The sequence below is a fragment of the Pseudomonas fluorescens HK44 genome, assembly GCF_000217955.3.
Lineage (GTDB): Bacteria > Pseudomonadota > Gammaproteobacteria > Pseudomonadales > Pseudomonadaceae > Aquipseudomonas > Aquipseudomonas fluorescens_AQ.
Genome location: NZ_AFOY02000027.1, coordinates 116,187 through 128,752 on the forward strand (window position 1 = coordinate 116,187; position 12,566 = coordinate 128,752).

The window sequence follows — 12,566 nt, forward strand, 5'->3', positions numbered from 1 at the left end:
TAAGGTTTTTTATTCCTGTCGCTAAAACGGTGAAAAAGCAAATGGTAATTATCATGAAATTTATGTAATTAACCATATTGCCTGGAAAGAGAGCTTTGGTTTTATTTTCGATATTCATGCTCACCTACTTTTCCCCCGAAAAAAATCGCACCGATTCCTACTGCAAACCAAAGTGTTGCCAAACGAATTAAAACTGTCGCGGCAATTGCATTGGCACTAGGCATGCCTTTCCACACCAGCAGTGCGACCATCACTGCTTCGGCGCCACCTAGGCCGCCCGGCATAAAACTTAGCGCGCCAGCGAGCATAGAAAGCGCATAGACAAAAACTGCAAAAGTCAGCGGTATATCTGCTCCCATCCAGTTCAATATCCAGTGAAAGGCCAGTGCTTCAGCACTCCAGGCAAGCACGCTCAATAGTGTTGACCCTAGTAGCAGACCTAGACGATGGCATCTCTGTGCTTCCAGCAGCACATTGAATAGGTGGCGTAAAAGCCCGACGAGCTTCCCGCCCTGTTCAGGTACAAAGTGCGCGAGCTGCTCAATTAATCGGCGCTGCGAAAGTACCGCGAAACCCACCGCCACCAGTGCAACACCCACCACAATAATTGAACGCGCATCTGGATACAGGCTGAGTCCGAATAGCGTCATTAGCACTACCGCAAGCAGGTCAGACAGGCGCTCACTGAAGAAGGCCGCGAAACTCTGCGTGTATGGCACCCCCCAGCGCTTAAGCAAGACGCCGCGTAGGGCTTCACCAGCTTTGCCGGGCGTAATGGTCAGGGCAAAACCAGAAAGATAGATCTGCAAGCTGGCCTTCCATGGTACGACATGCCCCAAGGCCTTGAGGTAACCCTGCCAGCGCAGGAAGCGCAGGCCGTAGTTGGCCAGTGACATCAGCAGGGCAATGGCGATGCCGAGTGCTCCGACTTTGCCAATTGCACTGCTGACCTCCTGCCAGCCGCCCCATAGGGAAAAGCCCAGATAGCCCAGTGCGGAAAATACCACCGAAAGAATGACGGCCCGATACCGCCAACCTGACAGATAAAGGCCTTCGTTCACAGGTTAAGTCTCTTGAAGATCGGTTGCGGAATACTGCGAATGATCAGCATGATCAGTGCCCAGAAGCCCGGAGCGTAGAGAGTGCCAACCTTGAGCTCGATCCCTTTGACGATACGCAGGGCGACCTGCTCCGGCTTGGCCACCAACGGTGCCGGCAGCGGCAGGCCCTGGGTCATAGGGGTATCGACGAAGCCAGGCTTGATATCAATGACATGCACGCCGACCTTGAACAGCCGGGCTCGCAGTCCTTCACAGAAGGTGGAAACAGCGGCCTTGGCGGTACCGTACAGGTAGTTGGAAGGCCTTCCCCGATCACCGGCCACCGAGGAAATTACCGCCAGGGTACCGCAATGCTGGATCTCGAACTGATTGGCGAGATGGGTCAGCAGAGCAATAACCGAGGTGCCATTGTTGGCAAACTCCTGAAGGGCCACACCGGCATCCAGTTCACAGGCTTTCTGGTCGGGAAGGGTGCCATGGGCAATCAGAGCGATGTCGATCTGCTGCAAAGCGCTCAAGCAACTCTCCAGCATCGCTGGGTGTGCGGCAACGTCGGTGGCGTCCATGCTATGCAAGGTCACTGCTTTGGCACCGCGAACTCGCAGATCGGCCGCCGTCTGCTCCAGTTTCTCATTGTTGCGAGCAACCAGGAAAAACTCACTTCCTTGTGCGGCCCACAGGCGTGCGCAAGCCGTAGCAATGGCGGAGGTAGCGCCAATAATCAGAATTCGTTTCATGCGGCGACTCGTTTCCAGAAGCGGGACATTAGGGACGGATCACGCAGTACTTCCAATTGCTCCCAGGCCGGGTAGGCCTGCCGGAAGTCACTGCCACTCATGTGGGCATCCTTGGCTGGGTACAGCCGGCCACCGGCCTCGCGCACAATGGCGTCCAGGCGGGCGAACAGCGGTGCCAGGTCGGTTTTCTGTGGAAAATCCAGGGCTAGCGAGGTGCCGGGCAAAGGGAAGGACAGTAGGCCGGGTGAGGCAATCTCGCCACAGCGCTTGAGTACTGCAAGGAAAGATCCCTGGCCGGAATCGGCTATGACACCCAGCAGTTCGCGCATGGACACCTCGGCCACAGCATCAGGAATCACGCACTGGTACTGCTGGAAGCCCTTGCGTCCGTAGATACGGTTCCAGTGAAGAAGGCGATCCAGCGGGTAAAAAAACGGCTCGTAGCTCTCCCATTTGCGTGTACGTGTCGTGGGATGAATCCGCCAGTACGCTTCATTGAACGCGCGCAGGGACAGATTGTTGATCAGGGAAACTGGAGGGGTCAAAGGTACGCACAGTTTCGGTCGCGCATCCACGTCCAGTGAGCCATAACGGGCATGATCGCCGACGATAAACACACCGCGGCCCGCTTGAGCACCCTTGGCCATGCAGTCGATCCAGGCCACGCTGTATTCGTGCTGATGATCCAGCTCAGCGGACAAGGCGAAGAACTCGGACAGGTTGTCGAAACGCACCACGGTACTGTCGATCTGGCTGGAGCGAATAGGGATCAGCTGGATTTCCGCCCAGGTGATCACGCCTGTCAGCCCCAGGCCACCGATGCTGGCGGCATACAGCTCGAAATTTTCGCTCTTCGAACAGGTCCGCAATTCCTGGCCATGACGCAACAAACCAAAGCTACGAACATGGTTGCCGAAAGTGCCTCGCAGATGATGGTTCTTGCCATGGACATCATTAGCAATAGCGCCGCCCAAGGTGGCGAACTGCGTACCGGGGGTGACCGAGAGAAACCAGCCCTGAGGAATTGCAGCAGCCAGGATTTCGGCCAGGGTTACACCCGCCTCAGCCTGTACCGTGCCATGCTGCCAATCAACCTGCATGAAACGATCCTGAGTGCGCATGTGCAGTACCTGGTCACTGGCGGCCAGGCAACTGTCGCCGTAACTACGGCCATTGCCATACGGTAGGGTGCTGCCATGAGAGGTGACGACTCGCCTCAACAGGTCGGGTGTGTCGCTACGCCAGCTGCAAGCATGTGCATCCTGCGGGGCGCGGGGGTAGCGCCCCCAGGAGTCAAGGGGGGCACTCATGTCGCGACCCAGAACACAGCGCAAAACAGCACACCGACAATCAGACTGACACGGTCACGGACGGCGAATACCACTGGATCGTCATGCATTTCCCCGCGATAAGTCAGCATCCAGACACGGGTAATCCAAAATAGTAGCAGCGGACAGGCCAGCCAGATCACTTGGGGATTGAGATAAAGCCCTGTCGTATCTTGCCCATGGATATACAAAGCCAACACCATCACCGACAGGTAACCAGACGAGGCACCCAGCGACGAGATCATTTCTAGATCACCCGGATAGTAACCACGGCCACGGGTTTTCTCGGTTTCCCCCTTGCTGCGTGCCTCGCGCAATTCGGCGTAGCGTTTAACCAGCGCCAGACTGAGGAAGATGAACATCGAGAAGGCTAGTATCCAGAAGGTCAGTTCAAGTCCGCAAGCTGCCGCACCGGCGATGATGCGCACGGTATAGAGCATAGCCAGCGCGATGGCATCGATTGCCATATACCGTTTCAACGACATCGAATAGGCCAGGGTCAGGATGTAGTAGGCAACCAGCACTCCAGCAAATTGCCAGGGCAACAATAAGGCTGCACCATCAAATGCCATGACCAGCAAGACAGGGAAGGCTATCAACCCTGACTTGATCGACAAGCGCCCCGCCGCAAATGGACGATTGCGCTTGGAGTGGTGATGACGATCATCCGCCAGATCGAGCAAATCATTGAGCAGATAGACGCTGGAAGCACACAGCCCGAAGAACAGGAAGGCTAGTAGACCTTGCCACAGCAGTAAAGGATTGGTTATCTGATGCGCAGCCAGCAAAGGCACGAAAATCAGCGTATTTTTCATCCATTGGTGCAGGCGCAGCGCCTTAAACCAATCCTTTATTCCTGATGGATTGGAACGAATAACCTGTTCGACATTACCCTGCTTTTGCGCCCGACGCTCCACACCTGGCTCAGGATTGACCACATAAGCGTGCCGGGCTGCAGCCCAGACTGGAATGTCGTCATGAGAGTTACCGGCGTAATCAAATCCCTTCTCTCCATAATGCTCGACCAGCAGATCACGCTTGCGATGCGCTGACAGGTTTCGCTCGGCATTGGTAGCCAGTACCTCGTCGAACAGTTGTAGGTGATCGGCGATACGCTTGGCCAGCGTATAGTGACTGGCTGTTGCCAAAATAATGGAGCGGCCTTTGCTTCGTTCCGCTTTGATCAGCGCGATGATTTCAGGGTCATAGGGCAAAAGACTGACATCAATATCTGTCGCATGAGCTAAGCCTTCTTTCAAGGCGGTCTTGCCTTTGGCCAGCCAACCAAGCGGTTTAAATAGGCTTAAAGGCTTATGCCTGACAAAGGCCATACCGGTTTCCAGGAGCAGGTTGGAACGCAGTAGGGTGCCGTCGAGATCGACAACGAAAGGGAGGGCAACGGGCGTAAATTCAGTCATAAGAACTCTTCCCAGAGGGCTGATCCAGCGAAGTTGACCCATAAAAACAACATAGCAGGTAAAGCAGGTTTCGGCTGACAATATAGCGCTCTGGCGGCACAGGTTATGGCAAAAAGCTACCGGTGGTCGGGCATTTAAGCGCAATCAGCTCACCGCACGCTCTCGGACAGCGGTAGCCGCTGCCGAAGGCTGCGCTCGACCGCAACACGGGCGCAAAATCTCAAGTCCGTAGAAGGCCCGGCGGACCTTGGCGCAGTCTGCGGCAGCGGCATCTTAGGTTGACTGAATTCGGTAGTGGGGCATCCTCTTCCTTAACTGGACTTGGTAGCAACCAGTGCATCACGATCCGGTCTCCGGTAGGCCCCCCCACTCTCTCTATGCGCGGGCATTGGCGATCAACCTTGTCGAAATTGTAGATCGTCGCGGTTTTCTTTCAGTGCGAGAGAAGGAAGAAATTTTGGCCGCCCGACAAACCGCTCCTATGCAGGTTTCCAGGGTGATCAAGGAAATGAGGCTTTCCAAGTGCAGCCTCGCGCATGATGCTTTGCAGGTAGTTTTGTACCCTTAAAGCGACGTCAATTGTGCCGCGCTTCTGGATCGCTTCCAGAGGTTGCATCAGGTCATGGGTGTCCAGATCCCCGGTGTCAGGATAGTTGTCGCCTCTCCGGTTTTTCCTAAAAAGCATACCGGGGGCGGAAAGAGATTGGTTGTGCCGTACTATTCACCTGAACGCAGAGCCGCATTACTCAAGATGCTGCTTCCCCCACTGAACCTGTCGATGGCCGAGGTTTCCCGGCGCGAAGGGGTCAGCGAAATGTCTTTGTCCAACTGGCGCAAGCAGCTCAGTTCTGAAGGAAGTGCAGTGTCCGAAAACAAGTCACCGGCCGAGAGTTGGTCAGCCGAAACCAAGTTTGCTGTCGTCCTTGAAGCGGCCGGCTTGTCCGAGATCGACCTGGGCGAGTATTGCCGCCGCAAAGGCCTTTACCCCGAGCAAATCACTGCCTGGCGACAAGCCTTCATCACCGGCCAGAAATCGGAAAAGGCCCAGCAAAAAGAAGATCGGGAGCAGTCTCGCAAGGATAGAAACGCATCCAGGAACTTGAGCGCGAACTGCGTCGAAAAGACAAGGCACTTGCTGAAACAGCTGCGTTGTTGGTGCTGCGAAAAAAGCTCAACGACTACTGGGGGACCGACAACGAGGACAACTGACGACTTTGCCAGAACGGCAGTTACTCGTTGGCTGGCTGAGCAACGCGGTCGTGGCGGGAGCCAGAAAAATCAGGGCCTGCCGGGAAATCGGACTATCGCTGCGGACTTTGCAACGGTGGACTGAAACAAACGTTATCCGCACCGATGCCCGAACGACTGTCACACGGCCAACGCCGCGTAATGCGCTGAGTGAGGTCGAGCGCCAGGCGATTGTGACGCTGTGCAACGGCGCTGATTATGCTCACTTGCCGCCCAGCCAGATCGTGCCGCGCCTGGCCGATCAAGGGCGTTATCTAGCGTCGGAGGCCACGTTTTATCGCGTCTTGCGTGCGGCGGGTCAACAGCAACATCGAGGCCGTTGTCAGCGCCCCAGGCGGTACGCAGCACCGACGACTCATGCGGCCAAAGCGCCCAATCAGGTCTGGTCGTGGGACATCACGTATCTGCCGTCGCCGATACGCGGCAAGTACTACTATCTCTATCTGATCGAGGATATTTACAGCCGCAAGGCCGTGGGCTGGGAGGTCTACGACGCGGAAAGCGGCGAGAAAGCCGCCGCACTGCTGCAACGCAGCGTGATCGGCGAGCAGTGTTTACGCGAACCGCTGGTGCTGCACTCGGACAACGGAGCGCCGATGAAATCGGTGACGCTGTTGAGCAAGATGTACGAGCTGGGCATCACGCCCTCGCGGGGACGACCACGGGTGAGCAACGACAATCCCTACTCGGAGTCGCTGTTTAGAACGCTGAAGTACTGCCCGCAATGGCCACAGGATGGTTTTGCCAGTTTGGACGCCGCACGAGCTTGGGTGAGGGATTTTTATGGCGTTGGTATAACCACGAGCACCGGCATAGCCGGATCCGTTTTGTCACGCCAGTCGAGCGGCATCGAGGGCTGGATCATCAAGTCTTGGCCCTGCGACATGAGCTGTACGAACGAGCCAAGGGGAAAACCCCGGAGCGCTGGTCGGGTCAGACGCGTAACTGGGAGCCGATCGGTACCGTGTTTTTGAACCCGGATCGAGAGCAACAGGTCGAGAAAAGAGCGGCATAGTTAGACGGTTGACGCGACAACTACCTTGAAAAACGCCGAGATCGACAATAGAGCGAGCGCCGACCAGCGGGAAGACATGGGTTTTGAGGCGGCTCAGAACCGTCTTGGCATGACCCGGTGCCCATTTGGCAGACATCGCGTTGTGCCATTCCAGTGCAGCGCTTTCAAAGGTACGGCCTTTGATTGCGGCCTGCGTCTTGGCTTGGTGTTTGGTCTCTATGGGGTCGATGCCTTTCGCCAGCATCCGCTTGACCTCCAGGCGCTTGTTGCGCGCATCGGCGAGGCCGACCACGGGGTAGTTGCCGAAGGAGGTCAGTCCTTCACGACCATCAGGTTTTACATACCTGAAACGCCAGCCTTTGCGGCCATTGGGTTGGACTAGAAGGTAGAGGCCGTCGCCGTCGAATAGCTTGTAGGCGCGGTCAGTGGGCTTGGCTGAGCGGCAAGCCGAATCGGAGAGTGGAGCAGTGGTGCGCGACATAAGGGTACTCCCCCTTTATCGAATTACCTTACCCCTAAAACGGATGGGATCCACCAGATTTTGACGTAACCCGACAGAACCCCAAAACGAAAAAACCCGCCAGAACAGACTGTGTGAAAACTATTCGAGCGCCAAACACCGATCAATAAACGATCAAATTTGGCGTTCTCTCGCTCTTTCTGAGCGACTCAGCTCGTAAAAGCTTTAAGGAAACTCTGAAAAAGACTTCCAACTCTGGTGAAATACCCCCTCACACGAATCGACCGGTTGAGCCCCGATGAAACAGATGTCCTTCGCCGATGCCGAGTATGCCGGCAAACGTAAGCAAACCCGCCGTGAGCGCTTCCTGATCGAGATGGATCAAGTCGTGCCCTGGAAGGGGTTGATTGCCTTGATCGAACCGCATTATCCAAAGGGTGAAGGCGGTCGTCCGGCGTATCCGTTGCTGGCCATGTTGCGGGTTCATCTGATGCAGAACTGGTTCGGCTACAGCGATCCGGCGATGGAGGAATCGCTGTATGAAACGATGATCCTGCGTCAGTTTGCAGGGCTGCATCTGGATCGAATTCCTGACGAAACCACGATCCTCAACTTCCGCCGCTTGCTGGAGAAGCATGACCTGGCGGGCGGGATTTTGCAGGTTATCAACGGTTATCTGGGTGAGCGTGGATTGATGTTGCGCCACGGAACGATAGTGGATGCGACGATCATTCATGCCCCCAGCTCAACCAAGAATAAAGACAAGAAACGCGATCCCGAGATGCATCAGACCAAGAAAGGAAATCAGTACTATTTTGGAATGAAATCCCACATTGGCGTCGATGCGGATTCGGGCTTGGTTCATAGCGTGGTCGGTACTCCTGCCAACGTGGCGGACGTGACACAAGTGGATCAACTGCTTCATGGGGAAGAGGTTCACGTCTGTGGCGATGCCGGTTACACCGGGGTGCAGAAGCGCCCGGAACATCAGGATCGCAAGATGATCTGGTCGATTTCTGCACGGCCCAGTTCGTACAAAGAGCATGGCAAAGACACGGTGATCGGCAGTGCGCTACGCGGAATTGAGTATGCGAAAGCGCAAGTCAGAGCCAAGGTTGAGCACCCATTTCGAGTGATCAAGCGCCAGTTTGGCTATACGAAAGTGCGCTTTCGTGGTCTGACGAAAAACATCGCTCAACAGACGACGTTGTTCGCCTTGTCGAACTTGTGGATGGTGCGAAAACGATTGTTGAATGCAGGAGAGGTGCGCCTGTAATGCGGGCTAATCGCCCTGAAACAGCGCGATTAGAGGAAAAATCATGAATTAAAGAGTGGAAAGGTCTGCTTTTCGACCAAATCAGCGTTTTTTGAACCTCACGCAGAGAAGGCATCAAAAATCGGTGGGTACTTCAGAACTTCCTTAAGGATTTCGCGTAGCAACGCGAACCTTAGAGCTGAGCTGGAGTTTTCACACAGCCTGAGAAGGCGGGTTTTTCGGGGGTTTCAGAGATTTTGAAAGCCTTCTCTGGAACCTTGTGGCACTAGGAGTCGAAGCAAGGTAGTAACTATCTGTAAATAAACGAAATTATCTAATGGTAATTGTTATTCTATCCCTAAAACTATCCTGAGGCTGGAAGGTGCTTCTAGATGAAGGACTACCTAAGGAGGATGTACGTGTTCGACGCCTTAGCATCGTTAATTACATACGTACAGCTCTTTTTCGTTATGTCAATGGGTCGAAAGTCTCAATCATGATAAGAGCCGTTATCAGCATCAAGTGGTCAGTTGGGGGCTGTAGTTTTCAAACGGGCGAAGATTTCTCGTTTAGTGGTGGGGGCTAGCTTGCATTCGTGAAATTGCTATGGCTTGATTAAGAGCGCGCGATTAGTTCTTGGAAATATATCAAATAACGTCCTCCCCTCCCCATACAAGCTCAGTGGGCCTATCGACCGCCTGTTGTTAGCAAAGGAGTGCATATGAGTTACTCGGCAACGTTTACCGACTGGAAGGGCTTACGCCTTGAAGATTTAGTAGTCGCCTATCGTAAGGCAAAAGCTGATTGTTTTTTTGAAAATACATTTCCAACCGCTATAAAGTTTGCCGAGTACGAACAAAAATTATTAGAAAATCTGAAAGATTTACTAGTTAGAGTGCAACTTAATCGAGGGTTTTCCGAAGATAAGAAATTACTTGGTGAGTTTCGTTTGTTACCTAAAAAGCTTTCTGTTGAGCCGAAGAGAGAGAGCGCAAATGGGCATATTCACTTTTCTTGTCCAGTAAGGGCGTTTGAAAGTCTTAAAAGTAATAATGACTTAGTTCCTGAGTTTCGTATTGTTGGCGATTTTCCTGTGGATGCGCATATATTATCTGCGCTTTGGATAAACACCATCGGGCATAAGTTTGACGCTTGTTTGGGTAGGGATTGTTACGGTGCACGATTAAAACGTATTAGAAATGATGATAGTTTGGACAGGAACGCAGATAAGCCTTTTCACATAAGTGCAATAGGTTCCTTTACGCCATATTTCCAACCTTATCAAAAGTGGCGTAATGATGGTCTAAAAGCTATTCGGTTTGAGCTTGAGAAAGATCGTGACGTGGTCGCTGTATCGCTTGATTTGAAAAGTTATTATCATTTTGTGGACCCGTTGGCAATTGCATCTCCGTTGCTACAAAGCAAACTTGGACTTGAACTATCCAAGGCGGAACAGCTATTCACTAAAGAATTGACTAGGTTCTTAGCTAACTGGTCCGAGGGCGCGCAGGAATTTAGTAAGGGGTTAGTAAAGGGTGAGGCGGATATCCCAGGCGGCTTAGTCATCGGTCTAACAGCTACACGCATTATGTCTAATGTTCTATTGCATCATTGGGATACTCTTATAAGAGAAAAAGTCGCGCCAATTCATTATGGGCGTTACGTCGATGATATGTTTATGGTTTTGCATGACACAGGTTGTATAAATAATACAAAGGAGTTCATGGTTTTTTTGCAAGATCGTTTGGGCGATGATTGTATTTTCCAAGAAGAAACTGAGCTGGCAGATAGGTCGAAGAAAAAAGAGAAGCTCTGGGAGATTCAGCAGGGAAAGGAATTACAAGGTAGTACTCGGATAAAGTTGCAGGCTGAAAAGCAAAAGTTATTTATTTTACATGGTCGAGCTGGACTTGACTTGCTCGATAGTATCGAGAAGGAAATTTATGAACTTTCCAGTGAGCACCGTCTTATGCCCTCGCCTGATCAATTGGAGGATTCTACGGCGGCTCGAGTGCTCTCAGCAGCGGGAAGTGTAGGCGAGCAAGCAGATACGTTACGCCGCGCCGACGGCTTGACCATTCGCAGGCTTAGCTGGTCGTTGCAATTACGTCATGTCGAGACATTGGCTAGAGATTTGCCACCAAGTGAGTGGGTAAAACAGCGCGAGGAGTTCTACCAGTTTGCCCACAATCATATTGTAAGACCTGAAAACTTGTTTGCTCACTTTACATATTTGCCGCGGCTCCTTGGGTTTGCAATTAGTATGAATGAATGGGCTCAAGCTGAGCAAATAGTAGTACGTGCTTTCGCATCTATTGACCAATTAGCAGGCCATATAATTCCGGGTCGGGAAATTGGCATGAATGGGGCCAAGGCAAAAGCAGGCAAGGAGTTATGGCGATATGTCAAAGGTACGCTGTCATGGATGTTTGTTGATGCAGCTGCTCGTTGTTATGACCCTAGAAGGTTGTTAAACAGTAATCGCTCGAAAAAAGAAGCACGCTTGGCTGAATTATTTCTGCAAACTATTATTGAAGCACTGACTGGTGTCGAAGATATTCTAGATTTTCGAATTGGATCGGAAGATTTTTACAAAAAAGCTCCACTCATCGCGATGGCAGATTTGGCTAAGGAACCTTACAAACGAATACTAAGCACTCGTTCTGCACAAACTTTAATCGGTAAGCGAGACGATAAGGTCGAAAGACTGCTCCTTAAGTGCTTCGAGCGAACTCAGTTATTAGATGTTGACGCATTAAAAAGCTTTCTGAAATCAACCCGCGTGTCTCGACTCGGTTTTTTTGAGGCGGGGGGGCGTAAGACAGAGAGCTTTCTTCCTTACATCTTTCCGACTAGGCCACTAACACCGGCCGAAATAGCAGAGCTTGCGCCGGAATGCGTTGGTCTGCCTTGTAATAACCACAAGATCTCTGAGATAAACCCTGCAGTAATTTGGGCGCAATATGCTCAGGCCCTGAGAGGGGTTTGGATCAAACCGACCTTGCTTGCTTTAGAACAAGACAAGGATGGAGGTAGCTTACATAAACGCTCCACTAAATATTTATATATTGGAACCGAGCGTAGCAAAAAAATTGTTGTTGCTCTGACTAACCTTAAGACAGATGATAGCGATTGGGCTGCTATGGCATGTAACAAATCAAATCTGTCTCTTGATCGGTACAGCCGCATCGCAGAACTGGTAAATCAGGCTATAAGGCTCAATCCTAAACCTCATTATGTTTTGTTTCCGGAATTGTCGTTACCTTTGAAGTGGGTTGATAGCATTGCTGCAAGACTAAGTGCTGTAGGTATTAGTTTGATTGCTGGTACTGAATATCGACATTTTGAGGGGGATGAAGTAATAAGTGAGGCATGTTTGGTGTTGTCCGATAATCGGCTTGGCTTCCCTGCTTCAGTTAAAATCTGGCAACCTAAACTACAACCGGCGGTGGGGGAAGATAAATTACTTACCTCAATGTACGGGAAGCAATGGGCATACAGTAAAGTAGCCAGTCTGAGAAAAAAACCTGTTTATGTTCACAATGGCACATGTTTTGGTGTCATGGTTTGTTCTGAACTACAAAATAGTAAGGCCAGGGTTAAGTTTCAAGGTGAGGTTGATGCACTTATGGTTTTGAGTTGGAATCAGGACTTAGAAACCTTTTCAGCACTTATTGAGTCCGCTGCACTCGATGTTCATGCGTATACCATTTTGGTGAATAATAGGAAGTATGGGGATAGCCGTGTTCGAGCTCCCGCCAAAGAGTCATTCATGCGTGATTTAGCCCGTGTGCGTGGTGGTGATAATGATTTTGTAATTGCAGCAACGTTAGATATTGACGCGCTTCGTGCATTCCAGAGTAGAGCGAAGCGCTGGCCTCAAGAGCGGGATGTATTCAAACCACTGCCGGAAGGATTCGTGCTCAGCCTGCGTCGTAAGAAATTACCACCGAGATAAAAGTCATAATTAAGAGATGATGAGTTAAGTGGCGAAAAGAAGATCGAAAAGAGGACTGATTTATTTGTTCTGCAATAGCTGACCGG

At 51.8% G+C, this 12,566-nt stretch carries 6 protein-coding genes and 2 pseudogenes; 3 read left to right on the forward strand and 5 right to left on the reverse strand.

Annotated features, from left to right (window positions below; translation table 11 throughout):
- Nucleotides 1-101: 101 nt before the first annotated feature.
- From HK44_RS27635 to HK44_RS27650, 4 genes are read right to left on the reverse strand one after another with little or no spacing between them, the layout of a single operon-like run.
- Nucleotides 102-1,061 (reverse strand): lysylphosphatidylglycerol synthase transmembrane domain-containing protein, encoded by a 960-nt coding sequence (locus HK44_RS27635; protein WP_019691266.1) that lies wholly within the window; start codon nt 1,059-1,061, stop codon nt 102-104.
- Nucleotides 1,058-1,798 (reverse strand): SDR family oxidoreductase, encoded by a 741-nt coding sequence (locus HK44_RS27640; protein WP_019691267.1) that lies wholly within the window; start codon nt 1,796-1,798, stop codon nt 1,058-1,060. Before HK44_RS27640 ends, HK44_RS27635 begins: the two co-directional genes overlap by 4 nt.
- Nucleotides 1,795-3,108 (reverse strand): FAD-binding oxidoreductase, encoded by a 1,314-nt coding sequence (locus HK44_RS27645; protein ID WP_024265215.1) that lies wholly within the window; start codon nt 3,106-3,108, stop codon nt 1,795-1,797. The genes HK44_RS27640 and HK44_RS27645 overlap by 4 nt, the downstream gene beginning before the upstream one ends.
- Nucleotides 3,105-4,544: a UbiA family prenyltransferase gene (locus HK44_RS27650; protein WP_019691269.1), complete on the reverse strand. Its 1,440-nt coding sequence runs from the start codon at nt 4,542-4,544 to the stop codon at nt 3,105-3,107. Before HK44_RS27650 ends, HK44_RS27645 begins: the two co-directional genes overlap by 4 nt.
- A 709-nt stretch (nt 4,545-5,253) precedes the next feature.
- Here HK44_RS27650 and HK44_RS27655 point away from each other — a divergent pair.
- Nucleotides 5,254-6,807: pseudogene (locus HK44_RS27655) on the forward strand (IS3 family transposase).
- 37 nt (nt 6,808-6,844) lie between these two features.
- On the opposite strand, the pseudogene HK44_RS27660 reads toward HK44_RS27655, so the two are convergent.
- Nucleotides 6,845-7,288, reverse strand: a pseudogene (locus HK44_RS27660) (integrase arm-type DNA-binding domain-containing protein); the annotation flags it as partial.
- A 277-nt stretch (nt 7,289-7,565) separates the two neighbouring features.
- Between HK44_RS27660 and HK44_RS27665 the strand changes: the two are divergent.
- Both HK44_RS27665 and HK44_RS27670 read left to right on the forward strand, forming a co-directional pair.
- Nucleotides 7,566-8,543: an IS5 family transposase gene (locus HK44_RS27665; RefSeq protein WP_024264756.1), complete on the forward strand. Its 978-nt coding sequence runs from the start codon at nt 7,566-7,568 to the stop codon at nt 8,541-8,543.
- A 700-nt stretch (nt 8,544-9,243) separates the two neighbouring features.
- Complete coding sequence (locus tag HK44_RS27670) at nt 9,244-12,480, forward strand: RNA-directed DNA polymerase (protein WP_019691271.1); 3,237 nt, start codon at nt 9,244-9,246, stop codon at nt 12,478-12,480.
- Nucleotides 12,481-12,566: the final 86 nt, after the last annotated feature.

Bases quoted from the DNA above. Each gene is read 5' to 3' on its own strand.
- HK44_RS27670 (WP_019691271.1), top strand. From the start codon at position 9,244: ATGAGTTACTCGGCAACGTTTACCGACTGGAAGGGCTTACGCCTTGAA.
- HK44_RS27645 (WP_024265215.1), bottom strand. From the start codon at position 3,108: ATGAGTGCCCCCCTTGACTCCTGGGGGCGCTACCCCCGCGCCCCGCAG.
- HK44_RS27650 (WP_019691269.1), bottom strand. From the start codon at position 4,544: ATGACTGAATTTACGCCCGTTGCCCTCCCTTTCGTTGTCGATCTCGAC.
- HK44_RS27665 (WP_024264756.1), top strand. From the start codon at position 7,566: ATGAAACAGATGTCCTTCGCCGATGCCGAGTATGCCGGCAAACGTAAG.
- HK44_RS27640 (WP_019691267.1), bottom strand. From the start codon at position 1,798: ATGAAACGAATTCTGATTATTGGCGCTACCTCCGCCATTGCTACGGCT.